At 71.8% G+C, this 22,720-nt stretch carries 25 protein-coding genes; 16 read left to right on the top strand and 9 right to left on the bottom strand.

Annotated features, from left to right (window positions below; translation table 11 throughout):
- Positions 1-54: 54 nt before the first annotated feature.
- The 5 genes from ACFY36_RS17710 to ACFY36_RS17690 all read left to right on the top strand — a co-directional run bounded on the left by ACFY36_RS17710 (position 55) and on the right by ACFY36_RS17690 (position 2,847).
- The gene (locus ACFY36_RS17710) at positions 55-1,224 is read left to right on the top strand and encodes a mechanosensitive ion channel family protein (protein ID WP_499747037.1); all 1,170 of its coding nucleotides are present in this window, start codon (positions 55-57) and stop codon (positions 1,222-1,224) included.
- A gap of 79 nt (positions 1,225-1,303) precedes the next feature.
- Positions 1,304-1,741, top strand: coding sequence for a phage holin family protein (locus ACFY36_RS17705; protein ID WP_499747036.1), 438 nt, complete (start codon positions 1,304-1,306; stop codon positions 1,739-1,741).
- Positions 1,738-2,094 carry a DUF3618 domain-containing protein gene (locus ACFY36_RS17700; protein WP_499747035.1) on the top strand — a complete coding sequence of 119 codons (357 nt, stop codon included), beginning with the start codon at positions 1,738-1,740 and terminating at the stop codon, positions 2,092-2,094. The genes ACFY36_RS17705 and ACFY36_RS17700 overlap by 4 nt, the downstream gene beginning before the upstream one ends.
- Complete coding sequence (locus ACFY36_RS17695; protein ID WP_499747034.1) at positions 2,091-2,363, top strand: DUF4235 domain-containing protein; 273 nt, start codon at positions 2,091-2,093, stop codon at positions 2,361-2,363. The genes ACFY36_RS17700 and ACFY36_RS17695 overlap by 4 nt, the downstream gene beginning before the upstream one ends.
- Before the next feature lie 280 nt (positions 2,364-2,643).
- On the top strand, positions 2,644-2,847 hold the full coding sequence (locus tag ACFY36_RS17690; protein ID WP_011905669.1) for a cold-shock protein: 204 nt from the start codon (positions 2,644-2,646) through the stop codon (positions 2,845-2,847).
- A gap of 116 nt (positions 2,848-2,963) precedes the next feature.
- On the opposite strand, the gene ACFY36_RS17685 is transcribed toward ACFY36_RS17690, so the two are convergent.
- Both ACFY36_RS17685 and ACFY36_RS17680 read right to left on the bottom strand, forming a co-directional pair.
- Positions 2,964-3,200 carry a hypothetical protein gene (locus ACFY36_RS17685; RefSeq protein ID WP_499747033.1) on the bottom strand — a complete coding sequence of 79 codons (237 nt, stop codon included), beginning with the start codon at positions 3,198-3,200 and terminating at the stop codon, positions 2,964-2,966.
- The gene (locus ACFY36_RS17680) at positions 3,194-4,171 is read right to left on the bottom strand and encodes an aldo/keto reductase (RefSeq protein WP_499747032.1); all 978 of its coding nucleotides are present in this window, start codon (positions 4,169-4,171) and stop codon (positions 3,194-3,196) included. The genes ACFY36_RS17685 and ACFY36_RS17680 overlap by 7 nt, the downstream gene beginning before the upstream one ends.
- A gap of 69 nt (positions 4,172-4,240) precedes the next feature.
- Between ACFY36_RS17680 and ACFY36_RS17675 the strand changes: the two genes are divergently transcribed.
- Positions 4,241-5,017, top strand: a complete 777-nt coding sequence (locus ACFY36_RS17675; RefSeq protein WP_499747031.1) for a trans-aconitate 2-methyltransferase — start codon at positions 4,241-4,243, stop codon at positions 5,015-5,017.
- Entirely contained in the window at positions 5,014-6,036 is a 1,023-nt protein-coding gene (locus ACFY36_RS17670; RefSeq protein WP_499747030.1) for an adenosine deaminase, read from the top strand. The genes ACFY36_RS17675 and ACFY36_RS17670 overlap by 4 nt, the downstream gene beginning before the upstream one ends.
- Here the strand turns inward: ACFY36_RS17670 and ACFY36_RS17665 are convergent.
- From ACFY36_RS17665 to ACFY36_RS17650, 4 genes are all read right to left on the bottom strand, one after another.
- Entirely contained in the window at positions 6,015-6,173 is a 159-nt protein-coding gene (locus tag ACFY36_RS17665; protein ID WP_179855454.1) for a hypothetical protein, read from the bottom strand. The two genes, ACFY36_RS17670 and ACFY36_RS17665, sit on opposite strands and share 22 nt — an antisense overlap.
- 14 nt (positions 6,174-6,187) lie before the next feature.
- Positions 6,188-8,422 carry an RICIN domain-containing protein gene (locus ACFY36_RS17660; protein WP_499747029.1) on the bottom strand — a complete coding sequence of 745 codons (2,235 nt, stop codon included), beginning with the start codon at positions 8,420-8,422 and terminating at the stop codon, positions 6,188-6,190.
- A 202-nt stretch (positions 8,423-8,624) separates the two neighbouring features.
- Complete coding sequence (locus ACFY36_RS17655; RefSeq protein ID WP_499747028.1) at positions 8,625-9,914, bottom strand: HAMP domain-containing sensor histidine kinase; 1,290 nt, start codon at positions 9,912-9,914, stop codon at positions 8,625-8,627.
- A 104-nt stretch (positions 9,915-10,018) separates the two neighbouring features.
- Entirely contained in the window at positions 10,019-10,708 is a 690-nt protein-coding gene (locus ACFY36_RS17650; protein ID WP_499747027.1) for a response regulator transcription factor, read from the bottom strand.
- 96 nt (positions 10,709-10,804) lie between these two features.
- On the opposite strand from ACFY36_RS17650, the gene ACFY36_RS17645 reads away from it, so the two are divergent.
- The 3 genes from ACFY36_RS17645 to ACFY36_RS17635 all read left to right on the top strand — a co-directional run bounded on the left by ACFY36_RS17645 (position 10,805) and on the right by ACFY36_RS17635 (position 13,520).
- A complete protein-coding gene (locus ACFY36_RS17645; RefSeq protein ID WP_499747026.1) occupies positions 10,805-11,692 on the top strand; it encodes an ADP-ribosylglycohydrolase family protein in 888 nt (295 codons plus the stop codon).
- A 65-nt stretch (positions 11,693-11,757) separates the two neighbouring features.
- Positions 11,758-12,999, top strand: coding sequence for a diguanylate cyclase domain-containing protein (locus tag ACFY36_RS17640; protein WP_499747025.1), 1,242 nt, complete (start codon positions 11,758-11,760; stop codon positions 12,997-12,999).
- Between the two features lie 56 nt (positions 13,000-13,055).
- Positions 13,056-13,520, top strand: a complete 465-nt coding sequence (locus ACFY36_RS17635) for an HIT family protein (protein ID WP_499747552.1) — start codon at positions 13,056-13,058, stop codon at positions 13,518-13,520.
- On the opposite strand, the gene ACFY36_RS17630 is transcribed toward ACFY36_RS17635, so the two are convergent.
- The gene (locus tag ACFY36_RS17630; RefSeq protein ID WP_499747024.1) at positions 13,498-14,058 is read right to left on the bottom strand and encodes a TetR/AcrR family transcriptional regulator; all 561 of its coding nucleotides are present in this window, start codon (positions 14,056-14,058) and stop codon (positions 13,498-13,500) included. The genes ACFY36_RS17635 and ACFY36_RS17630 overlap by 23 nt on opposite strands.
- A 55-nt stretch (positions 14,059-14,113) precedes the next feature.
- On the opposite strand from ACFY36_RS17630, the gene ACFY36_RS17625 reads away from it, so the two are divergent.
- Positions 14,114-15,265 (top strand): FAD-dependent monooxygenase, encoded by a 1,152-nt coding sequence (locus ACFY36_RS17625; RefSeq protein ID WP_499747023.1) that lies wholly within the window; start codon positions 14,114-14,116, stop codon positions 15,263-15,265.
- Here the strand turns inward: ACFY36_RS17625 and ACFY36_RS17620 are convergent.
- Positions 15,258-17,414: an elongation factor G-like protein EF-G2 gene (locus tag ACFY36_RS17620; protein ID WP_499747022.1), complete on the bottom strand. Its 2,157-nt coding sequence runs from the start codon at positions 17,412-17,414 to the stop codon at positions 15,258-15,260. The two genes, ACFY36_RS17625 and ACFY36_RS17620, sit on opposite strands and share 8 nt — an antisense overlap.
- Before the next feature lie 174 nt (positions 17,415-17,588).
- On the opposite strand from ACFY36_RS17620, the gene pgsA reads away from it, so the two are divergent.
- Genes pgsA through ACFY36_RS17595 form a run of 5 tightly spaced genes read left to right on the top strand, consistent with a single transcriptional unit; the run spans position 17,589 to position 21,240 of the window.
- Positions 17,589-18,266, top strand: coding sequence for a phosphatidylinositol phosphate synthase (gene pgsA / locus ACFY36_RS17615; protein WP_499747021.1), 678 nt, complete (start codon positions 17,589-17,591; stop codon positions 18,264-18,266).
- Between the two features lie 26 nt (positions 18,267-18,292).
- Positions 18,293-19,126: a phosphatidylinositol mannoside acyltransferase gene (locus ACFY36_RS17610; protein ID WP_499747551.1), complete on the top strand. Its 834-nt coding sequence runs from the start codon at positions 18,293-18,295 to the stop codon at positions 19,124-19,126.
- A 10-nt stretch (positions 19,127-19,136) separates the two neighbouring features.
- Positions 19,137-20,279, top strand: coding sequence for a glycosyltransferase family 4 protein (locus ACFY36_RS17605; protein WP_499747020.1), 1,143 nt, complete (start codon positions 19,137-19,139; stop codon positions 20,277-20,279).
- Between the two features lie 57 nt (positions 20,280-20,336).
- Complete coding sequence (locus ACFY36_RS17600; protein ID WP_499747550.1) at positions 20,337-20,867, top strand: hypothetical protein; 531 nt, start codon at positions 20,337-20,339, stop codon at positions 20,865-20,867.
- A gap of 43 nt (positions 20,868-20,910) precedes the next feature.
- Positions 20,911-21,240: a hypothetical protein gene (locus tag ACFY36_RS17595; RefSeq protein WP_499747019.1), complete on the top strand. Its 330-nt coding sequence runs from the start codon at positions 20,911-20,913 to the stop codon at positions 21,238-21,240.
- Positions 21,241-21,732: 492 nt separating this feature from the next.
- On the opposite strand, the gene pdxS is transcribed toward ACFY36_RS17595, so the two are convergent.
- The gene (gene pdxS, locus ACFY36_RS17590) at positions 21,733-22,629 is read right to left on the bottom strand and encodes a pyridoxal 5'-phosphate synthase lyase subunit PdxS (RefSeq protein ID WP_499747018.1); all 897 of its coding nucleotides are present in this window, start codon (positions 22,627-22,629) and stop codon (positions 21,733-21,735) included.
- Between the last annotated feature and the right edge of the window lie 91 nt (positions 22,630-22,720).

The following is a 22,720-nucleotide window of genomic DNA, read 5'->3' as shown; positions in this document are numbered from 1 at the left end:
TGACCCGGGAAAGGTGGGTCGCCGGTACCCGCTTTTCTGCGACAGGAGAGGAATGTGCCTGACGTACTGAGGGCCACGCTGATCGTTCTCGGATCCGCGGGCCTCGCCATAGTGGTGGTGGAGATCCTGCACCGGCTGGTCACCAGGGCCGGTCACCGCTCGGCCATCGCGGCCGACCTGGCCCGCACGGCCCACCACCCGTTCCTGGCCTCCGCCACGGTTTTCGCCGTTCAGCAGTCGATCCGGGCCGGCGCCGGCGAGTTCCCGGCGCGGGCCGGCGTGCTGCACACGCTGGTCATCCTGTTCATCGCCTCGTTCGCGTGGCTGGTGGCCGCGCTGCTGCTGGTGCTGGAGGACGCCGCGCTCAACCGCTGGCGCCTCGACGTGCCGGACAACCTGAGGCGCCGCCGCTTCAAGACGCAGGTGGTGATCCTGCGCCGGGTCACCGTGGCCGCCATCGTGATCATCGCGCTCGGCGTCGCGCTGATGACCTTCCCGAACATCCGGGCCCTGGGCGCCAGCGTGCTGGCCTCGGCCGGCATCGTCAGCGTGGTCGCGGCCCTGGCCGCGCAGAGCACGCTCGGCAACGTCTTCGCCGGACTGCAGCTGGCCTTCAGCGACGCCGTCCGGGTCGACGACGTGGTGGTCGTCGAGGGGGAGTGGGGCCGCATCGAGGAGCTCACCCTCACCTATGTGGCGGTGCAGATCTGGGACGACCGGCGGCTCATCCTGCCCACCTCGTACTTCACCACCAAACCCTTCCAGAACTGGACGCGTACGGGTTCGGCGGTGCTCGGCACGGCGGAGGTGGACGTGGACTGGGCCACCGACATCGAGCCGCTCCGGGCCGAGTTGCGCGCCACCTGCGAGGGATCCGAGCTGTGGGACGGCCGGGTCTGCGTGCTCCAGGTGACCGACGCCGTCGGCGGCAACGTGCGGCTGCGCGCGCTGGTGAGCGCGAACGACGCCGGCGCCCTGTGGGACCTGCGCTGCCTGGTGCGCGAGCGGCTGGTCACCTTCATCTGGCGGCACCAGCGGGAATCGATGCCGCGGGTGCGGGCCGACGTGAGCCAGCCCGGCCCGGCCGGGCCCGTACGGCCGGTCCCCAAGCCCGACCCCGACTCGCCGGACTCCCGGGTCTTCTCCGGAGGGGACGACGGCGACAGCCGGGGCATCGCCTTCGGCGGCCCGGAGGAACCGGTCGCGGCGACGGTCCAGCGGTGATCCCTTCTGCCGGGTTTCGCGCAACAGGATTGACTCTCCGGTGATCAGGGCATACACCGAGACACGGAAGGAGGTCACCATGGCCGATGTTCTGAACGGCAGTGAGGCCAAACCGCTCGCCGATCAGTCCACCGCCGAGTTGGTGCAGCGCGCGAGCGACCAGATCAGCAGGTTGGTCCGGGACGAGATCGCACTGGCCAAGGCGGAGCTCGCGGAGAAGGGCAAGCACGCAGGCATCGGGATCGGCCTGTTCGCCGGGGGCGGCGTCTTCGCGCTGTACGGCGTGGGTGCCCTCATCGCGACGCTGATCATCGTGTTCAGCCTGTTCCTGGATCTGTGGCTGGCCGCCCTGATCGTCACGGTCGCGCTCTTCGTGGCGGCCGGCGTGATGGCGCTGATCGGCAAGAAGCAGGTGTCCAAGGCGGTGCCACCCGAGCCGATCGCCGCGATCGAGAGTGTCAAGGCCGACGTCGACCAGGTCAAGCAGGCTGTCGCCAAGGAGCGGAACCGGGCATGAGCGTGGACGACAAGAGTGAGGCGCAGGTCCCGAAGCCGACGGTCGAGGAGCTGCGGGCCGAGATCAAGCAGACCCGGGCCGAGCTCGGCGAGACGGTCCAGGCGCTGGCGGCCAAGGCCGACGTCAAGGCGAGGGCCAAGGACCAGGTCGAGCAGACGAAGCAGCGGGTGCGCGCCCAGGCGCTGGAGGCGACCGGCCGGGTGCGGGCCAAAGTGCGCTCGGCGGCCGACCGGGTCCAGGAGACTGATGTCGACGAGGTGCGTGCGGCCAGTCCCGTACCGCTGCAGTTGGTCGTGGCCGGCGTGGTCGCGATCGTGGGTGTCATTCTGATCGTTCGAGGGAGGCGCCGGTGAGCGGCAAGGTTTCCAAGCTCGCCTACAAGCCGGTCGGGATTCTGCTGGGCATCGGGGCGGGCGCTGTCGCCGGCTTCGTCTTCAAGGAGGTCTGGAAGGTCGCCTCCGGAGACGACGATGCGCCGAACGCCACCGATGAGGACCGTGGATGGGGCGAGATTCTCGCGGCGGCCGCGTTGCAGGGTGCGATCTTCGCACTCGTGAAGGCGGCCGTCGATCGGGGCGGCGCCGCCGGTGTTCGGAAACTGACTGGTCAATGGCCTAACTGAAGACGGCTTAACGGGTGCAGGTCTCCCACATCGCGAGAGCGAAGTGGGGGACCTTTTCCGAATCCGCTGACCTTTTTTGGGATTGCCGAGGGGGAGCTTTACGAGGCTCTTTTCAGGTACAGTGTGCCCAGTTTTTGCGTACGTGGTTCGCTGCTTCCGCCGAGATCACCGATCTTGACGGATGGGACGTCCTCTGAAAGGCCGCCTCACGGCGCCGCTGCTCGAAAACGGTCATCGGCCCGGCATCACGGGGTCGGCATTTTCAGAAGGAGAGTTCAGCATGGCGCAAGGAACCGTGAAGTGGTTCAACGCAGACAAGGGCTTCGGCTTCATCACCGTTGACGGCGGGGGTGCTGACGTGTTCGTCCACTTCTCGGCCATCCAGACGAGCGGTTACCGCACTCTGGAGGAGAACCAGCGGGTCGAGTTCGAGATCGCCCAGGGCCAGAAGGGCCCGCAGGCGGAGCAGGTTCGCCCGCTCTGAGACCCCGCCGGTCCCGGGGCCGAAAACCTGGGCCGGCTGCCGATCGCCTGGCGGAGGTCGGCGTTCTATACCAATGAATCCCCCGCATCCTTGGGATGCGGGGGATTCGCTCTTTCTCAGAGCTTTTTGGAACGGGCTCGCGCGCGTTCGCCCAAAATGATCGAAATCAGTCCCGCGACAGCGATGACGGGGCCCACGAACGACCAGATGGCGACGCCGCTCATCCGGCTGTCGGTGATGATGTCCAGTCCTTGCAGTGTCCACAGAGCACCGACGACCAGCGCCAACACCCCTAAAGACATAAGAAGCCAGCCTTTGAGCTTTTTCGGAGGCGTTGCCGCTTCGTTCACCATCTGTCGTGCACCTGCGGGCGGATCAGCTCGTCATAGACGGCGGTGACCGCCTCATGCGTCTCCGCCGGCAGGGGCGCGAGGTCGCCCGCGGCGGCATTCGCATGCGCCTGCGTCTGGTTGCGGGCGCCCGGGATGACGACCGTGACGGCCGGCTGGTCGATGATCCAGCGCAACGCGAACTGCGCCATGGTGGCGCCCGCGGGCACCAGCGGGCGCAGCCGCGACACCGCCTCGAGCCCGGTCGCGAAGTCCACGCCGGAGAAGGTCTCGCCGACGTCGAACGACTCGCCGTGCCGGTTGTAGTTGCGGTGGTCGTTCGCGGCGAAGGTGGTGTGCTCGTCGTACTTGCCGGAGAGCAGCCCGCTGGCCAGCGGGACGCGGGCGATGATGCCCACGCCGGCCTCGGCGGCGGCCGGCAGCACCCGCTCGAGCGGCTTGAGCCGGAACGCGTTGAGGATGATCTGCACGCTGGCCGTGCCCGGGCGCGCGATGGCCGCGAGCGCCTCGTCGACCTTCTCGACGCTCACCCCGTACGCCTTGATCCGCTTCTCCTCGACGAGCGTGTCGAGCGCGTCGTAGACGGCGTCGGTCGAGAAGACCGGCGTCGGCGGGCAGTGCAGCTGCACCAGGTCGAGGGTGTCGACGCCGAGGTTGGCCCGGGACCGGTCGGTCCAGGCCCGGAAGTTGTCGAGCGTGTAGTTGCCGGGCTCCTGGGCGACGCGGCGTCCCATCTTCGTCGCGACCGTGAGCTGCGGCTTGTCTTTGACGAACGAGCCGATGATCTGCTCGCTGCGGCCGTCGCCGTATACGTCGGCCGTATCGATGAAGGTGACGCCGGAGTCCACCGCGGCCTGCAGGGTCGCGTGCGCGTCGGACTCGCTCACCTCGCCCCAGTCGGCCCCCAGCTGCCAGGCGCCCAGGCCGATGACCCCGACCGTCCGTCCCATCCTGCGAAAACTTCGATTCTCCACAGGTTCGCACCCTACCGTTCTCCTGATAGTTTGCTTGCAAAACGTACGTACGGTTTGGGAGGAACGATCATGTGGGATCCGGCCGTCTACTCGCGGTACGGTAATGAGCGCTCGCGCCCGTTCTTCGACCTGGTCAATCGAGTCGCCGCGGAGGATCCGCGCGCGGTCGTCGACCTCGGCTGCGGTCCCGGCGAGCTGACCCTCGCGCTGGCCGGGAGGTGGCCGGCGGCCCGCCTGAATGGCATCGACTCCTCACCCGAGATGATCGGTAAGGCGCGGGCCCACGGCGGTCCGGCGTCCTTTGAGATCGGCGACGTCCGCGACTACCGACCCGCGGCCGACGTGGACGTGCTGGTCACCAACGCGACGCTGCAATGGGTGCCCGGACATCAGGACCTGCTGGCCCGGTGGGCCGGCGAGCTTCCGGCCGGCGCCTGGCTGGCCATGCAGGTGCCGGGCAACTTCGGCGCCCCCTCGCACCGGCTCCTGCGCGAGGTCGGCCGCCGCTACGGCCTCGGCGACGTGCTGCGCGAGGCGCCCGTCGACGACCCGGTCGACTACGCGGCCCTGCTGATCGGAGCCGGCGCCTCCGTCGACGCGTGGGAGACGACGTACGTACATCTGCTCCCCGCTCTGGAAAAAGAGCATCCGGTCCTGCGCTGGATGGAGGGAACGGCATTGCGCCCCGTCAAGGCCGCGCTGGACGACAATGCATGGCAGTCGTTCCGCGCCGAACTGGCGCGGGAGCTGGCCGGCGCCTACCCGGCGGCCGGCGGCTACGTGGCGTTCCCGTTCCGCCGGATCTTCCTGGTGGCCCGGACCGCCGTTGAGAAAGGGACCGTATGACCGAGCTGACCTCGTTCATCGCCGGCCTGCCCAAGGCCGAGCTGCACGTCCACCACGTCGGCTCGGCGTCGCCGCGGATCGTCGCCGAGCTGGCCGCGCGCCACGAGGGGAGCACCCCGGTGCCGGCCGACCCGTCGGCCCTGGCCGACTACTTCGCCTTCCGCGACTTCGCCCACTTCATCGAGGTCTACCTCAGCGTCGTCGATCTCATCCGCGACGACGAGGACGTGCGGACGCTGACCTACGAGGTGGCCCGCGAGCTCGCCCGCCAGCAGGTCCGGTACGCCGAGCTGACCATCACGCCGTACTCCAGCGTGCGGCGCGGCATCGCCGCCCCGGCCTTTTGCGCGGCGATCGAGGACGCCCGGCGGGCGGCCGCGAAGGAGTTCGGCATCGAGCTGCGCTGGTGCTTCGACATCCCCGGCGAGGCCGGCCTGGCCTCGGCCGAGGAGACGCTGCGGGTGGCGCTCGAGGAGCAGCCCGACGGCCTGATCAGTTTCGGGCTGGGCGGCCCGGAGATCGGCGTCCCCCGGCCGCAGTTCAAGCCGTTCTTCGACAAGGCCCGCGCGGCCGGGCTGCACAGCGTGCCGCACGCCGGCGAGACCACCGGGCCCGAGACGATCTGGGACGCGCTGCGCGAGCTCGGCGCCGAGCGCATCGGGCACGGCATCGCGGCCGCGCAGGACCCGGCGCTGATGGCGCACCTGGCCGAGAACGGCATCCCGCTGGAGATCTCGCCGACCTCGAACCTGCGGACGCGGGCCGTGCCGTCGCTCGACGAGCACCCCCTGGCCACGCTGGTCGGCGCGGGCGTGCCGGTGAGCATCAACTCCGACGACCCGCCGATGTTCGGCACCACGCTCGATCAGGAGTACGCGGTCGCCGCGCGGCTGCTCGGCCTGGACGCCCGCGGCGTGGCCGGGCTGGCCCGGGCCGGGGTCGAGCAGAGCTTCCTCGCGCCGGAGCGCAAGAAGGCCCTGCTCGCCGAGATCGGCGACTACACGGAGCGCAACGCGTAGAGGGGCTCCTGCCACACGGCCAGCACGACCACGATCCCGATGGTGAGGATCGCGATCACGCGGATCAGGCGGCGCTTGTTGAACCTGGCCGGGCCCTCCTCGGGCTCTGCCAGGGGCTTGCTCAACGTGCTGGGCATGGCTACCTCCCGGTTCAGTCGGGTACCGCCGTCCAACTCTGGTGACGCTGGCCGTTGCCTTTCTGGAGCACGAGCACGCGGTGGGCGCCGAAACGCTGGCCGCCCACCCCGGCGACCAGGTCGCCGACGGTGGTGCGCAGGGTGAATCCGTACGGCGAGGCCTGAAGGGTCCACGTGGCGCCGCCCGCGGCGCAGTCGACCTGCACGAGCGGGGCGCCGGCGACCACGTCGCCGCCGAGCGGGCCGACGCACTTGCCGGTGGCCCGCGACACCAGCGAGTAGCTGCCGCCGTCGGCCGGCACCAGCTGCCACTGCTGCTGGGCGTCGTCGTCGGTGCCGCTCAGGGTGATCGGGGTGTCGAGGGCGGCCCGCGCCGCGTAGAGGTCGGCGGCGCCGCCGGTGAGCGCGTTGGTCAGGGTGAACCACGAGCTCTGGGCCGGGCGGGCGGCGGGCGCCGTCTCGGCGGTCGCCCGGGCCGCGTATCCGCCCGTGGACTTGACCGTGACCTGATATTTGGCGGCCGGCTTGAGGCCGATCAGGCGGGCCCGGGTGGCCTTGGTGGTGGCGATCGGCTGGTTGTCCACCCAGACCTCGTACGTCGCCGTCTCGGAGGCGGCGCTCCACGTCAGCCGCACCGAGCCGCTCGTCGCGTCGCGGACCTCGACCACGGCCTGGACCGCGCCGCCCTCCTGGACGCCGTTGCGGGCCGGCACCTTCGTCGTCGGCAGCGGGGTGGCCGGCGGCGCGGTCGTCGCGGCGACCGGCAGGGCCGCGGTCTCGATGTCCGGTTCGCCGGTGGTCTCGTCGGCCGGCACGGCCGGGCTCTCGCTGGGGGTGACCGAGGGGGACGGCGGGGCGTCGCCGCCGCCGTCGGCCGTGCCCGGGTCGGCGCTGGGCGTCTCGCTGGGGACCGGGGCCGAGGTCACGCTGGGCGTGGGCGAGGAGGGCGCCGTGGTCGCGGTGGCCTCCGGAGCGGGCGTCTCGGCCGGCTCCGGAGCGCCGGGCGCGTCCGGGATGTCGTCGCCGCCGTCGCTGCGCAGCAGGAACTCGCTCTGCGCGACGTTCCAGTTCTTGGCCAGATAGCTGCCCGGCCGGGGATCGGTGCTGAAGTAGTCGTCGTGGCCGCAGTCGAGGCGCGTCTCGTGTTTCTTGGGGCAGACCTCGCGCATCTGCTTGCCGGAGCGGTCGGGGCCGCAGAGCAGGTCGTAGTCGTCGAGGCAGCTGCCCAGACCGCTGGAGTTGGGCGAGCCGGCCTGCATGGCGCCGAGCGAGCGGGTCAGCTCCTGCGCCGCCATGGCCGAGCTCCAGCAGCCGGCGTCGACCCGGCCGTACGACGGGCCGCCGTTGTTGCGGTTGCTCAGGCCCGGGCGCCGGTCGGCGACGTACGTGGCGATGCCGCAGTAGACGTTGGCGTCGGCGAACAGCAGATATTTGCGGTCGGTGCGGTTGTAGCCGAGGGTGCGCAGCGCGGCGATGCTGCCCGCGAACGACTCGAGCCCGCCCGCCGGCAGCTGCACCTCGGTGACGTCGACCCGGCACTGCGGGGTGGTCACGAAGCGGACGTGCCGCGAGCCGCCGGTCTCGTCCGCGCTCTCGTCGAAGATCTGGTCGACCCCGGCCGACCACGTGCGGATCGAGCCCAGGAAGTCGGTGTAGCGGCTGGGCGTGCCGAACTCGTGCAGGTAGATGACCTGGACTCGCTTACCGCTGCGGCCGTCGCCCTCGCAGGCCACGTCGTGCGCGCCCATGATGAAGTCGGCGTCGCCGGGCGCGGCGTCGGGGACCAGGGCCGGCGCGTCGGCGGTCAGCGCGCTGCCGCCCTCGTCGCGGGCGATCTCGGCGTCGGCCGGCACGAAGGAGGCCGGCTCGCGCCGGGGCTGCACCGGCTCGGGGGCCTTGGCGGTGATCGGGCTGACGTCCTTGCGCACCTTGAGGCCGACCGGCGCCGAGTCGGGGCCGTGCGTGCAGGTCTGCTCGTCGACCTGGTAGGAGCCGGCGCAGACCGTGCCGGCCCGGGCCGGTCGCAGGCCGTCGTAGACCAGGCCCTGGTCGGGCACGTCGCGCGGCACCGAGGTGAGCGCCAGGTCGCGGGTCGGCGCGGTGCCGGCCACGTTGTCCACCACGCTGGGGCCGACCACGCCGCCGACACCCATCAGCGCCAGGCCGAGGGCGATGGGAAGCAGCCGGTGGCTCCGCGAGCGGGCCGCTCGGCGGTGACCCTTGGGGACCGGCCGGCGGTGGGTGGACAACTCAGCTCCTTGCCTGACGGGTGCGCGGTGGGAGGTGGCGATGGGGCGACCACCTCTCACCGCGCGGGGGCCTCCGCGGCTCGTCTCGTGGGGACGGAGCGCGCCGGGAGACCGGATGGGATCGGAGGGAAGGTTGCCAGCCCGCGCGCGCGGAGGGAACCCCTTTAATACAGATCTAAGCAACGATTCGGTCCCGTTCACCTCAGCGGGCGGGCTTGCCGCCGCGCTCGCGGGCGAGGCGCCCGACCAGGCCGAAACGGTTCACCTGCTTGGGTGTCGCCTCGGCGTCGGCGAGCAGCATGACGACGCTGGCGCCGCCCATCGCGGCCCGGTCGAGGTCGACCGAGCCGCCGGCGGCCTGGGCCGCGCGGCGGGCGATGTCGAGCCCGAGGCCGGTCGAACCCTGGTTGCTCTGCCCGCGTCGCATCGCACTCTCCGGATCTCCGATTCCGGGGCCGGCGTCGTCGACCCGCACCGCCACCCAGCCGTCCCGCCGGGAGATGCCCACTTCGAACGCCGTGCCCTGTGGGGTGTAGCGGAACACATTACCCAGAATCGCGTCGAGGGCGGCGGCCAGCTCGGCCCGGGCCACCGGCACCGGGATGCGCATCTGCGCGCCCACGACCCGGTAGGTGCGGTTCTGATCGTCGGCCAGGGCCGACCAGAACGTCATCCGTTCGCGTACCACCTCGCTGACGTCGCAGACGCCGGACTCGGGCGCGGAGGCGACCTGGGCCGCCACCGCCTGCCGTGTCGTGTTGATCAGCTGGTTGACCTCGCCCTCGAGGGTGACGATGGCCTGCCGGATGCGGCGGATGCCCCGCCGGCGGTCGACCTCGTCGGCGGTCAGGTCGATGATCTGGGTGTCGTCCGGGTCGAGCGCCTCGGCGTCCAGGCGCAGCGCGGTCAGCGGGGTGCGCAGCCGGTGTGACAGGTCGGCCACCATCTCCCGCTCGTTCGTGCGCGAGCTCACCAGGCGGTCGGCCATCCGGTTGAAGGCGTAGCCGGCCTCGGCCAGCTCGCGCGGGCCGGACGGCGTGATCCGCACGCCCAGGTCGCCGCCGCCGACGGCCAGGGCCGCGTGCACCAGGTTGCGGGCCGAGCTGACGGCGCCCCGGGCCAGCCGGTCGACCACGATCACCGCGCCCACGACCAGGACCAGCGCGATGCCCAGGAGCAGCCACCAGTCGCGCGCGGTGCCCTCGCTGAGCTCGGCGTCGGGGACGAAGACCTCGACCACGGTGGTACGGCTACCGACCGTCACCGGTTGCAGCCGGGCCACTCCGCCGTCGACGTCCACGGTGATCGTGCCGCCGCTGCCGGCGGCCCGCTGCACGTCCTCGCCCGGCGCCCGGCCGCCCGCGGTCTGTCCGGGAGCGTGGACCGTGGTCTGCCCGCCGGCCGCGACGACGGTGGCCGTCACGCCCTTGGCGGGCGCGCCGGAGGCGATGGCGCCGGCCACGGTGGCGCTGCGCCGCTCGGCGGCGGCCATGGCCTGGTCGCGGTGGTCGTTGCGCAGTTCCCAGCCGAGCGGGATCAGGAAGGCCAGCGCGGCGACGGCGGTGGTGGCGGCCGTCGTGTAGGCCAGCCGGGCCCTCAGTCCGGCGCCACCAACCGGAATCCGACCCCCCGCACGGTGCGCAGGTAGCGAGGTTTCGCCGCGGACTCGCCCAGTTTCCGGCGTAGCCAGTAAAGGTGCACGTCGATCGTCTGGTCCTCGCCGACCGATGGCTGTCGCCATACCTCCTCCAACAGCTCACGGCGTGAGACCACCCGGCCCGGACGGGCGGCGAGGTACGCCAGCAGGTCGAACTCCTTGCGGGTCAGCGCCAGCGGCTGATCGGCCAGGCTGGCGCTGCGCTCGCCGACATCCACCCGCAGCTCGCCCACCTCGTGCACGGCCGGCTGGGCGGTGCGGCTGGCCCGGCCGACGCGCCGCAGCACGGTCGCGATGCGGGCGTCGAGATGGGCGCCGGTGAACGGCTTGACCATGTAGTCGTCGGCGCCGGCGCGCAGCAGCCGCACGACGGTCTGCTCGTCGTCGCGCGCGGTGGCGATGATGATCGGGATGTCCGTGATGCCGCGCAGCATGCGCAGCGCGTCGGAGCCGTCCAGATCGGGCAGCCCGAGGTCGAGCACGACGAGGTCGGGCGTCTCGGCCGCGACCCGGCGCAGCGCGTCGAGCGCCGTGCCGACGGCGTGCACGGCGTGCCCCCGATCGGCGAGCGAACGGAGCATGGCGCCGCGCACGACGTGATCGTCCTCGACGAGCAACACCGTGGCCATGCGAAGAAGGTACTGCGGTTGGCAAGCTGGTCCTAACCGGTCATCCAGGGACACTGGTCGATCACCCACCGTGACGGATTACTATCCGTACTGCTGATGTCATTCACTCTTTTTCCCGGTACGCGGCTGGCGCTGGCCCTGGAGAGCCTCGCCGGCCTGAGCGTGGGCGACGCGCTCGGCGCCCAGCATTTCGTGGCCAAGGTCGACCTGGCCGATCCGCCGCCCGCGCCCTGGGAGTGGACCGACGACACCGAGGAAGCCTGCTGCCTGGTCGCGGTGCTCACCGAGGGCGACTTCGACCGGGACGGCTTCGCCGCGTTGCTCGGGCGTCACCACGACCCGTACCGCGGATATGGGCCCGGCGCCGTGGTGATGTTGCGCGAGATCCGTGAGGGGCTCCCGTGGCCGATCGCGGCGGCCGCCGCCTTCGACGGGCAAGGGTCGGCCGGCAACGGCGCGGCGATGCGGGCCGCGCCGCTCGGTGCCTGGCACGCCGACTCGCTGTCGCACGCGGCCGCGCAGGGCGCCCGGGCGGCCGAGGTGACACACGCGCACGCCGAGGGCATCGCGGGTGGGGTCGCGGTCACGGTCGCGGCGGCCGTGGCGGCGGCGGGGCGGCTCGACGGGCAGCGGCCGGCGCTGCTGCGGGCGGTCGCCGCGCACACACCGGAGGGGCTCGTGCGGGACGGCCTGGTGGCCGCGGCCCGGATCAAGGATCCGGGCGAGGCGGCGTACGAACTGGGCAACGGCACCCGGGCCATGGCCCGCGACACCGTGCCCTTCGCGGTGTGGGTGGCCGACCGGTTCCTCGACGACTATCCGGCGGCGATCGGCGCCTGCGTGGCCGCGGGCGGCGACGTCGACACGACCTGCGCCATCGCCGGGGGCATCGTGGCCGCGTACTCCGGCCTGGACGGCATCCCGCCGAGCTGGCTCTCGGCCCGCGAGCCCCTGCCGGCCTGGCTAGCCGCCGCCACCGAGTGAACTGCCACCCATTCGCTACCGCGGGTCCGATCATGTGATTTCGCCGGCCGCCGATCTGCACCGCCGTGATCAAGAGCGAGAACGCGCTGGCCGGTTCGGGCCTCATCGTCGCGGCGGTGTGGTGGCTGCTGGAGCCGACCGCCCGCGGCGGGGTGGAGGCGGCCACCGTCATGGTGATGCTGCTTCTCCTGTCGCGGCTGGTCGCGAACCGGAACCAGAGCCTGCGCGCGCTGCGCCGGGCGATCGCCCGCGAGCACGTGCTGAGCCAGCTCGGCACCGCCCTGATCACCAGCACCGAGCCGGCCGAGGTGCACCGGCTCGCGGTCACCGCGGCCGGCGAGCTGCTGGCCGAATGCCCCGGCGCCCGCGCCTCGATCGTCGAGGTCTCGGCCGACGGCTTCTCGATCGCCGACTCGGCCGGCTCGGGCACCGCCGCCGTGCTCGGCCGCCAGGTGCCGATCGCCAGCGCTCCGCCCGAGCTGCTGGCCCGGCTGATGGCCGGCGAGGTGGTCGTGGTGGCCGACATCGCGGCGGCCGGTTACGCCGACGTCGACGAGGCCACCTCACGCCCGTACACCCTGATGCCGTTGCGCAACGGAGACCGTTTCCTCGGCGTGCTCAGTGTCAGCGCCTTTGGCGAACTACCGTCCGAGGTCTTCCAGGCCCTCCAGGCGCTGCGCACCCAGGTGTCGCTGGCCCTGGCCAGCGTGGCCCTGACGGCCGAGCTGACCGAGCGGGCCCTGCACGACCCGCTCACCGGGCTGGCCAACCGCGCCCTGCTGCGCGAGCGGCTCACCATGGCACTGGCCCGCTCGCGGCGCAGCGGCCGCCCGGTCGGCACGCTGCTGCTCGACCTCAACGGCTTCAAGCAGGTGAACGATGTGCACGGCCACTCCACCGGCGACGACCTGCTCAAGGCGGTGGCCGACCGGCTGCGCGGCTGCGTGCGCGCCGAGGACGTGGTCGGCCGCCTCGGCGGCGACGAGTTCGTGATCATCGCCGAGGACCTGCGCTCGGCCCGCGACGCCATGGTGATCGCGGAGCGGGTCGTGGCCGCGCTCAACGAGACGGTCCCGGTCGGCCGGCGGCAGCTGAGCACCCCGGCCAGCGTCGGCATCGCGCTGTCGCACAGCGACATCAACGACCCCGACGAGCTGCTGCGCATGGCCGACACGGCGATGTACGCGGCCAAGCGGCGCGGCGGAGGATCGTACGAGCTGCACGGCGCCACGTCGTACGAGCCCTCGCCGGTCGTGCTCCCGGCCGTAGGGACCTTGGACCGGCGGCGGCCTAAGCTGCCCGTGTGACGGACGACGCTGCGTACGCCGAGACGGGTGAGCCGGACGGCCTGGAGCGGTTGTGGATGCCGCACCGGCTGGCCTACGTCACCGGCGAGGACCGCCCCGACGGCTGCCCGTTCTGCGTGGCCCCCGGCCTGCCCGAGGCCGACAGCCTGGTGGTGGCGCGGGGGGAGACGGTCTACGCGATCCTGAACCTGTACCCGTACAACCCGGGCCACCTCATGATCGTGCCGTTCCGGCACGTGGCCGACTACACCGACCTGACCGATGAGGAGACGGCCGAGCTGGCGGCCCTGACCCGGACCGGCATGCGGGTGCTGCGCTCGGTCAGCAGCCCGCACGGCTTCAACATCGGCATGAACCAGGGCTCGATCGCCGGCGCCGGCATCGCCGCCCACCTGCACCAGCACATCGTGCCCCGCTGGGGCGGCGACGCGAACTTCATGCCGGTGATCGGCCGGACGAAGGTCCTGCCCCAGCTGCTCGGCGAGACCCGTCAGCTCCTCATGAAGGCCTGGCCGTCGTAAGAGCCCGCACGCCGGCGACGATCTGGTCGGGGGCCGGTGCGCTGGCCGGGTCGGTCAGCCACTGGGTGACGATGCCGGACATCAGGGCCATCTGGGCCGAGCCGACGCTGCGGGCCGTCGCCTCGTCGATCTGATCCTCGGGGACGCCCAGGGCTATCGCGGCCATGCCCCGCCGGCCGGCGTCGAGGCCGGCCGCCAGCTGTTCCCGTAACGCCGGGTTGTGTTCGGCCTGGATCATCACCTCGACGCTGGCCAGCCAGAGCGGGCGGTCGGTGGTGATCGACTCGATGATCCGCCGCCAGAAGCCGGCCGGTGTGCCGTCGCCCTCGGACAAGGCCTTGCCCAGCGCCTCGCCCCACTCCCGCATGGCCGCCAGCATGGCCGCGGTCATCAGCGCCTCGGTCGAGCCGTAGTGGTAGCCGATCGACCCCAGGTTGGTGCCGGAGAGGGCCACGATGTCGCGCGCCGTCGTGCGGGCGTACCCCTTCTCGTACAGCGCTCGTTTCGCTCCGACCAGCAGGTCTTCCCGGTGCCCCATGGTCGTGGATCCTAACTTCTATACAAACGTATAAGACGTTTGTATAGTACGACGCATGACGATCCTCATCTCGGGCGCCGGTGTGGCCGGCCCGGCATTGGCGTACTGGTTGACCCGGCAAGGGCGGCGGGTCGAGATCGTGGAGAGGGCGCCTTCGCCGCGCACCGGCGGTTACAAGGTCGACGTGCGCGGGGCGGCCAGCGCGGTGCTGGGGCGGATGGGACTGCTCGAAGCGGCCAAGGAGGCCGACACCGGGATGCGCCAGATCACGTACGTCAACAAAAGGGGTAAGACGATCGCCGCCCTGCCGGCCGACCTGATCATGGGGCGGCGAGGGGACGACGTCGAGATCATGCGCGGCGATCTCGGGCGGATCCTGCACGACGCGACCGCGGGGGAGGCGGCCTATGTCTTCGGCGACGCGATCGCGTCACTCGACGACGGGCCGGACGGTGTCGACGTCACCTTCACCAGCGGCCGCAAGGGGCGCTACGAGATGGTCGCCGGCGCCGACGGCCTGCACTCGGCGACCCGCCGGCAGGTGTTCGGGGAGGTGCCGCTGACCCATCTCGGCGGCTACATCGCCATCTTCACGACGGAGAACACGCTCGGGATCGATCGCGAGGAGGTCATGTACTCCGAGCCGGGCCGCCTGATCTTCGCGTACGCCATGGGCGGTCCGGCGCGAGTCGGGATGATCTTCGCAGGCGATAAAAGCGACAAAACGCGGGGAAAAGCGATGGTGGCCGAAGCGTTCCGGGGCGGCGGCTGGCGGACCGGGGAGTTCCTGGCCGCGATGGAGAAGGCGGACGACTTCTACTTCGACTCACTGAGCCAGGTCGACGCGCCGCGCTGGTCGTCGGGGCGGGTCGTGCTGCTCGGCGACGCCGCGCACTGCCCGGCGCCCTCCTCGGGTCAGGGCACCAGCCTGGCCCTCGTCGGGGCGTACGTCCTGGCCGAAGCCCTGGCCGAGACCGGCGATCACGCGGCCGCCTTCGCCGCGTACGAGAGCCGGATGCGGCCGTACGTGGCCAAGAACATGGCGTTCGGCCGCCGGATGATCAAGGACATGGTCCCCGGCGGCCGTCTGAACATCGCTTTCCGCAACTACGGCATGCGCACCCTGAAGTACCACCCGCGCAAGGAGCAGGTGATCGAGCGGGTGCTGGCGCCCCTGCGCGAGGCGGCCGAGGCGATCGCTATTTAGAGCTGTGGTCCTTCCGTACGCCTTCGGCCAGGTGCGTCGGCATGGGCTCGTGCCGGACGTACGTGCGGGTGAACGTGCCCGAGCCCGACGACAGCGCCCGCAGCTCGACCGCGTAGCGCACCAGCTCGGTGGCCGGCACCTCGGCCCGGACCAGGCTGTGGTCGCCGTCGTTGTCGGTGCCGAGCGGGCGGCCGCGGCGGCCGGAGAGGTCGCTCATGACCGGGCCGACGTACGTGTCCGGCACCCGGACGACGATCTCGTCGATCGGCTCGAGCAGGGTCACCTGGCCCACGCCGGCCGCCTCGCGCAGGGCCAGCGCGCCCGCCGTCTGGAACGCGGCGTCCGACGAGTCGACGCTGTGCGCCTTGCCGTCGTGGAGCGTGACCCGCAGGTCGACCACCGGATAGCCGGCCACCAGCCCGCGTTCCAGCTGGGCCCGCACACCCTTCTCGACCGAGGGGATGTAGTTGTGCGGCACCGCGCCGCCCACCACCTTGTCGACGAACTCGAAGCCGGAACCGCGCGGCAGCGGCTCGACCGTGATGTCGCAGACCGCGTACTGGCCGTGGCCGCCGGACTGCTTGACGTGGCGGCCGTGTCCCTTGGCCTGGCAGCCGAAGGTCTCGCGCAGCGGCACCTTCACCGGCTCGGTGTCGAGCTCGACGCCGCCCGAGCGCAGCCGGTCGAGCACGACGTCGGCGTGTGACTCGCCCATCGTCCACAGCACCAGCTGGTGGGTGTCGGCGTTGCGCTCGAGGCGCATGGTCGGGTCGCCCGCGACCAGCCGGGCCAGGTTTTTGGCCAGGGCGTCCTCATCCGAGCGGGACTTGGCGACCACGGCGATCGGCAGCAGCGGCTCGGGCATCGACCACGGCTCCATGAGCAGCGGCTGGTCCTTGCCGCTGAGCGTGTCGCCGGTCTCGGCGCTGCCCGATTTCGTGATCGCGCAGATGTCGCCGGCGATCGCGTACGGGACCTCGCGCAGCTGGGCGCCGAGCGGCGAGTAGACGTGCGCGACCCGCTCGTCGGCGTCGTGGTCGGGGTGGCCGCGCTCGGCCAGGCCGTGCCCGGAGACGTGCAGGACCTGCTCGGGGCGCAGCGTGCCGGAGAAGACCCGGACCAGCGAGACGCGGCCCACGTGCCGGTCGATGGTGGTCTTGACGACCTCGGCCACCAGCGGGCCGCCGGGGTCGCAGGTGAGCGGTGGCCGGGGCGAGCCGTCGACGCCGGTGACCACCGGCAGCTCGTGCTCCAGCGGCGACGGCGCGCCGGTGACCAGGCCGTCGAGCAGCGCGTCGAGGCCGACGCCGGTGCCCGCGCAGACCGGGATGACCGGGTAGAAGTTGCCCCGGGCGACCGCCTTCTCCAGGTCGGGCACCAGGGTGGCGGTGCTGATCAGCTCGCCGCCGAGGTAGCGGTCCATGAGGGTCTCGTCCTCGCTCTCGGCGATGATGCCCTCGATCAGCGCGTTCCGGTCGTCGGAGATCGGGTTGAGGTGCTCGCGGTCGGCCTCGCGCTCGCGGGGCGGATAGCCCTCGGAGTAGTCGAGCACCCGCAGCGTGACCAGCCCGATCAGGCCCTCGACGGACTGGCCGTCGTCGCCCAGCATGGGCTGGTAGATCGGCATCACGTTCTCGCCGAACTTCTCCTGGCAGTCCTCGAGCGTCTGGTCGTAGTCGGCCCGCGGGTGGTCGAGCCGGGTGATCGCGACGGCGCGGGGCATGCCGACCGCGGCGCACTCCTCCCACAGGGCGGCGGTGGCCTCGTCGACGCCGTCGACGGCCGAGACGACGAAGAGCGCGGCGTCCGCGGCCCGCAGGCCGGCGCGCAGCTCCCCGACGAAGTCGGCGTAGCCGGGCGTGTCCAGGAGGTTGATCTTGGTGTCGTGGTAGCTGAGCGGCGCGCAGGACAGCGACACCGAGCGCTGCTGGCGGATCGCGGCCGGATCGTGGTCGGACACCGTGGTGCCCTCGGTCACCGAGCCGGCCCGCGAGATCGTGCCGGTGGCCGCCAGCAGGGCCTCGACCAGGGTCGTCTTCCCCGAGCCAGAATGTCCCACCAGCACCACGTTGCGTACTCTGCCGGGCTCGGTCACCACCGGCGCCGTGGCGCCGTTGAGCCCCTTCTCCGAGGAGGTCTTCTGCGCCATTGCGGCCGCTCCTGTCCGTTTCATGACTGTTACGAGCCTGTTCGTAAATCCCACACCCACCGGTGTGCGGCTGGCAACCCTTTGTAGTTGGCAAACGGCGCAGGGAGAACGATACGGCCACGACCCCTTGCCGAGGCGCCAGGACCTGGGGGACGCCGATAAGGTGGTCAGGCCATGGCAAAGATCGTCCAAGTTCCCGCGCGCGCCGTAGTCGCCTACGTCGTCAACCCCACCGCACGCTTCTTGCTGCGCATCGGGGTCACGCCCAACGCCGTCACCATCACCGGCACCATCGGTGTGCTGATCGGCTCCTACTTCGGTGCGATGGGTCACCTGTTCTGGGCGACCTGGATCGTCACCGCCTGCGCGCTGACCGACGTGCTCGACGGCACGATGGCCCGCATGCGCGGCGGCGGCGGCAAGTTCGGCGCCCTGCTCGACTCGTCGATGGACCGCATCGCCGACGCCGCGGTCTTCGGCGCCGTCGCCTTCTATCTGGCCGGCGAGGGCAACCCGTACGGCGGCATGGTCGCGGCCCTGGTCAGCCTGGCCGCCGGCCAGGTCGTCTCGTACGTGAAGGCGCGCGCGCAGAGCCTCGGCCTGAACGCCGACGTCGGCATCGCCGAGCGCCTCGAGCGGCTGGTCATCGTCGGCATCGGCGGCCTGCTCGGCAGCGCCGGGCTCGAGTGGGGCCTGCCGGCCGCGCTCTGGGTGCTGGCCGCCCTGTCGATCGTCACGGTCTTCCAGCGGATGATCGCGGCGAGCCGCTCCGACCTGCCCGCCGGCGCGCACACGGAGCCGACCGTGGCCGACTCGCCGGTCGCGGTCCCGCCGAAGGACCCGTCTACGTGAAGGACGGTCTGATCGAGTTCGGCTACATGGCCGGGTGGCGGCTGGTCCGCGCCCTGCCGCTGCCGGTCGCGCGCCGCCTGTTCCGGGCCGCGGCCGACCAGGCGTACAAGAAGAACGGTCCCGGGACCCAGCGGCTGCGGCGCAACCTTCAGCAGGTCGTGCCCGATCTGCCGGACACGCTGGTCCGCGACGGCCTGCGCTCCTACGCGCGGTACTGGATGGAGGCCTTCCGTCTTCCGACGCTGAGCCGGCAGCAGGTCATCGACGGCTTCCACATCTCGCCCGAGCACTACGACTGGCTCAAGACGGCCATGGCCGACGGCAAGGGCGTGGTCCTGGCCCTGCCGCACACCGGCAACTGGGACGCGGCCGCGGCCTGGGTCGTCTCCAACGGCTGGCCCATGGTCACCGTGGCCGAGCGGCTCAAGCCCGAGGGCGTCTACCGGCAGTTCATGGCGTACCGCGAGAAGCTCGGCATGGAGGTGGTCCCGCTCACCGGCGGGCGGCGGGCGCCGCTCGACGTGCTGGCGGAACGGCTCCAGCAGGGCTTCGCGGTCTGCCTGCTCAGCGACCGCGATCTGTCTCGCAGCGGCGTCGAGGTCAATTTCTTCGGCGGCCGTACGAAGATGCCGGCCGGCCCGGCGATCCTGGCCATCCGCACCGGCGCGCCCCTCTACGGCGTCGACCTGTCATTCACCGGCACCCAGACGGTCGCCGTGTTGCGGCGGGTCATCCCGCCGGCTGAGGGGCCATTGGACGTACGCGTGAAGCAGACCACACAAGCACTGGCCGACGCCTACGCCGAGGGCATCGCCGAGCATCCGCAGGACTGGCACATGCTGCAGAAACTGTGGCTGTAGGGGGAGTGCCATGCGGATCGGGATCGTCTCGCCCTACTCGTTCGACGTGCCCGGCGGCGTGCAGAACCACATCATGGACCTCTCCGAGGCCCTGATCGGTCTCGGGCACGAGGTGTCGGTGCTGGCGCCGGCCGACGAGGACGCGGACCTCCCGCCGTACGTGGTCCCGGCCGGCCGGGCGCTGCCGTTGCCGTACAACGGCTCGGTCGCCCGGATCGCCTTCGGCCCGGTCTCCACGGCCCGGGTGCGGCGCTGGCTCAACAAGGGCCGGTTCGACGTGCTGCACGTGCACGAGCCGATGACGCTGAGCCTGTCGCTGCTGGCCGTGCTCTCGGCCCGCGGCCCGGTGGTGGCCACCTTCCACACGGCGATGACCCGCTCCCGTGCCCTGTCGGCCGCCCAGGGCCTGCTCCAGCTGGTCGTCGAGAAGATCACGGCCCGGATCGCGGTCAGCGAGCTCGCCCGCAAGGTGCAGGTGGAGCATCTGGGCGGGGGAGCGGTGGAGATCCCGAACGGGGTCGCGGTGGCCAAGTTCGCCGGCGCCGAGCCGATGGACGGCTGGCCCGGCGACGGCGGCACGCTCGGCTTCCTCGGCCGGTTCACCGAGCCGCGCAAGGGCTTCGACCTGCTCCGCGAGGCGTTCGTGCCGCTGGCCCGCCGCCGTCCCGGCCTGCGCCTGCTGGTCGCCGGACCGGGCGACCGCGACGACCTGTACGCCGGCCTGCCGGCCGACCTGCACGACCGCGTGACGTTCCTGGGGCTGGTCTCGGAGGCCGACAAGGCGCGCATGCTGCGCAGCGTCGACGTCTACGTGGCCCCGAACACCGGCGGCGAGAGCTTCGGCATGATCCTGACCGAGGCGATGGCGGCCGGCACGGCCATCGCGGCCAGCGATCTGGACGCCTTCCGCCGGGTGCTGGACGGCGGCCGGGCGGGCGCGCTGTTCCCGACCGGCGACTCCTCGGCCCTGTGCGTCCTGCTCGACTCGCTGCTGGACGACCCGGAGCGCCGGGCCGGGCTGTCGGAGGCGGCGAGCGTGGCCGTGGGCGCGTTCGACTGGCCGAGCGTGGCCCAGCGGGTGCTGGAGGTGTACGCGACGGCCATCGAGGCCACCGATGGCCGTGTGATGGACGACGAGCCGTTCGCCTCCTGAGTTCCCGCTGTGACGGGCCGGACATGCCCTAACATGCGCGAGCGCCGGGGCACTACCATTCCCGCCATGTGGTGGGTCCTGGCAGTCGTGGCGGTGGTGGCGCTGCTGACGGCATATCTGGGCTGGACCGCCCACCGGGTCGAGCGCGTGCACGTCCGAGCCCAGTCGGCCGAGAGGGCCCTGGACGCCCACCTGATGCGCCGAGCGGCCGCGGCCGCGGTGGTGGCCGAGCACGGCGACCACGTGGAGCTCTACGCCGCCGCCCGGCTGGCCCTCGACGCCGCCCCCGGCGACCGCGAGTCGGCCGAGAACGACCTGACCCGCCAGCTGAACGCGGTCGGCCTCGACGACACCGACCCGGCCGGCCGCACGCTGACCGCCACAAGCCGGCGAGTGGTCCTGGCCCGCCAGGTCCACACGGACACGGTCCGCGACGCCTTGACGGCCCGCCGCCGCCCGCTGGTCCGGGCTCTGCGCCTGGCCCGCCGTTACCCCCGCCCCCAGTACTTCGACATCGAGGACCCGGCCCTCCCGGCCGCGGTGGTCCCGGCCCCGGCCGCCCCGCCGGTTCCCCTCGAAGCGGTCTGACCCTCCGAACCACCGCGCCCGGCCTTACCGGCGGGTGTGCCCGGTGCTCTTGGCGCGTTTCGGCTGGGAGCGCTTGGCACGTTTCGGCTGGGAGCGCTTGGCACGTTTCGGCTGGGAGCGCTTGGCACGTTTCGCCTGGGAGCGCTTGGCGCGTTTCGCCTGGGAGTGCTCGGCCCGCTTTCTCGCGGGAGCGCCCAGCCTGCGCATTCCGGCGGTTCACTCCTCCCTCGCGGCCGCCAAGTGGCTCTTCGCCCAGTACGGCACCCTCCGTGACGCTGCCTACGAGGTTGGCCGTCAGCGCGACCTCAGACGACTAATCCGTATTTATCAGCATTTGGGAGCGGAGTTTCCGTGTGCCAAGCGTGGAGTCTGAGTTGGCGGGGACCGGGCGGGGATGGCGGGAGCCGAGTTCGGGGCCGGCGGGGCGGGGCGGCAGGGCGAGGGGCGGCAGGGCGAGGGGCGGCAGGGCAGGGCCGGCAGGGCAGGGCCGGCAGGGCAGGGCCGGCAGGGCAGGGCCGGCAGAACGGGGCCGGCAGAGCGGGGCGGCAGGGCAGGGCCGACAGGGCGACGGGCGGCAGGTCGGGGCCGGCTCAGTGCCGTACCTGGTGCGGGCGGGTTGGGGCTGGATCTGGCGGGAGGGATGGGGGTGGATCTGGTGGTGGGCGGATCAGGGCCGGGCGGCGGGGTGGGGGTTGCCGCCGAACCGGCCGTAGGCCGGTGAGGAGAATGCGTTGCAACCAGGCCGTCGCTGCGGCGGGAGCGGCCACGGTTTGGTGGGGCGGTGTGTCCTCGTACCTCTGAAGAAGCGTGAGAAGCCCCGGTCTCCTCTGTGAAAAGAGGGAGCCGGGGCTCTCTAAGAAGGGGCTTACCAGCCGCGCTCGGCCAGGCGGTGTGAGACGGGGACGTCGTCGACGTTGATGCCGACCATGGCCTCGCCCAAGCCCCGGGAGACCTTGGCCAGCACGTCCGGGTCGTCGTGGAACGTGGTGGCCTTGACGATGGCGGCGGCCCGCTGGGCCGGGTTGCCCGACTTGAAGATGCCGGAGCCCACGAAGACGCCCTCGGCGCCCAGCTGCATCATCATGGCGGCGTCGGCCGGGGTCGCGATGCCGCCCGCGGTGAACAGCACGACCGGGAGCTTGCCCAGTTCGGCGACCTCTTTGACCAGGTCGTACGGCGCCTGGAGCTCCTTGGCCGCGACGAACAGCTCGTCCTCGGGCAGGGTCTGCAGGCGGCGGATCTCCTGGCGGATCTTGCGCATGTGGGTGGTGGCGTTCGAGACGTCGCCGGTGCCGGCCTCGCCCTTCGAGCGGATCATGGCCGCGCCCTCGGTGATGCGGCGCAGGGCCTCGCCCAGGTTGGTGGCGCCGCAGACGAACGGGGCCGTGAAGTTCCACTTGTCGATGTGGTTGGCGTAGTCGGCCGGGGTCAGCACCTCGGACTCGTCGATGTAGTCGACGCCGAGCGACTGCAGGATCTGCGCCTCGACGAAGTGGCCGATGCGGGCCTTGGCCATCACCGGGATGGAGACCGCGTTGATGATGCCGTCGACCATGTCGGGGTTGGACATGCGCGAGACGCCGCCCTGGGCGCGGATGTCGGCCGGCACCCGCTCGAGGGCCATGACCGCGACCGCGCCGGCGTCCTCGGCGATCTTCGCCTGCTCCGGCGTGACGACGTCCATGATCACGCCGCCCTTGAGCATCTCGGCCATGCCGCGCTTGACGCGGGCGGTCCCGATGGCGGGCTTGTTGTCGGACATGGGAATCGGCTCCTCACGCAGGGATGTCGGTGCCGAGAAGAGTAGGCATCGGCGGGGGTGGAGACGATGGCCAATCCACCCCCAGGTGGCC

Source organism: Actinoplanes sp. NPDC000266 (assembly GCF_042899005.1).
Taxonomy (GTDB): Bacteria; Actinomycetota; Actinomycetes; order Mycobacteriales; family Micromonosporaceae; genus Actinoplanes.
Note: the sequence above shows the minus strand (reverse complement) of the source record. Positions and strands in the feature narration are given on the sequence as shown.

What these genes read in the sequence shown, in the direction of transcription:
- ACFY36_RS17705 (WP_499747036.1), top strand. Translation starts at nt 1,304, where the DNA reads ATGGCCGATGTTCTGAACGGCAGTGAGGCCAAACCGCTCGCCGATCAG.
- ACFY36_RS17700 (WP_499747035.1), top strand. Translation starts at nt 1,738, where the DNA reads ATGAGCGTGGACGACAAGAGTGAGGCGCAGGTCCCGAAGCCGACGGTC.
- ACFY36_RS17690 (WP_011905669.1), top strand. Translation starts at nt 2,644, where the DNA reads ATGGCGCAAGGAACCGTGAAGTGGTTCAACGCAGACAAGGGCTTCGGC.
- ACFY36_RS17685 (WP_499747033.1), bottom strand. Translation starts at nt 3,200, where the DNA reads ATGGTGAACGAAGCGGCAACGCCTCCGAAAAAGCTCAAAGGCTGGCTT.
- ACFY36_RS17675 (WP_499747031.1), top strand. Translation starts at nt 4,241, where the DNA reads ATGTGGGATCCGGCCGTCTACTCGCGGTACGGTAATGAGCGCTCGCGC.
- ACFY36_RS17670 (WP_499747030.1), top strand. Translation starts at nt 5,014, where the DNA reads ATGACCGAGCTGACCTCGTTCATCGCCGGCCTGCCCAAGGCCGAGCTG.
- ACFY36_RS17665 (WP_179855454.1), bottom strand. Translation starts at nt 6,173, where the DNA reads ATGCCCAGCACGTTGAGCAAGCCCCTGGCAGAGCCCGAGGAGGGCCCG.
- ACFY36_RS17655 (WP_499747028.1), bottom strand. Translation starts at nt 9,914, where the DNA reads ATGGCCGCCGCCGAGCGGCGCAGCGCCACCGTGGCCGGCGCCATCGCC.
- ACFY36_RS17650 (WP_499747027.1), bottom strand. Translation starts at nt 10,708, where the DNA reads ATGGCCACGGTGTTGCTCGTCGAGGACGATCACGTCGTGCGCGGCGCC.
- ACFY36_RS17645 (WP_499747026.1), top strand. Translation starts at nt 10,805, where the DNA reads ATGTCATTCACTCTTTTTCCCGGTACGCGGCTGGCGCTGGCCCTGGAG.
- ACFY36_RS17635 (WP_499747552.1), top strand. Translation starts at nt 13,056, where the DNA reads ATGCCGCACCGGCTGGCCTACGTCACCGGCGAGGACCGCCCCGACGGC.
- ACFY36_RS17630 (WP_499747024.1), bottom strand. Translation starts at nt 14,058, where the DNA reads ATGGGGCACCGGGAAGACCTGCTGGTCGGAGCGAAACGAGCGCTGTAC.
- ACFY36_RS17625 (WP_499747023.1), top strand. Translation starts at nt 14,114, where the DNA reads ATGACGATCCTCATCTCGGGCGCCGGTGTGGCCGGCCCGGCATTGGCG.
- ACFY36_RS17620 (WP_499747022.1), bottom strand. Translation starts at nt 17,414, where the DNA reads ATGGCGCAGAAGACCTCCTCGGAGAAGGGGCTCAACGGCGCCACGGCG.
- pgsA (WP_499747021.1), top strand. Translation starts at nt 17,589, where the DNA reads ATGGCAAAGATCGTCCAAGTTCCCGCGCGCGCCGTAGTCGCCTACGTC.
- ACFY36_RS17610 (WP_499747551.1), top strand. Translation starts at nt 18,293, where the DNA reads ATGGCCGGGTGGCGGCTGGTCCGCGCCCTGCCGCTGCCGGTCGCGCGC.
- ACFY36_RS17605 (WP_499747020.1), top strand. Translation starts at nt 19,137, where the DNA reads ATGCGGATCGGGATCGTCTCGCCCTACTCGTTCGACGTGCCCGGCGGC.
- pdxS (WP_499747018.1), bottom strand. Translation starts at nt 22,629, where the DNA reads ATGTCCGACAACAAGCCCGCCATCGGGACCGCCCGCGTCAAGCGCGGC.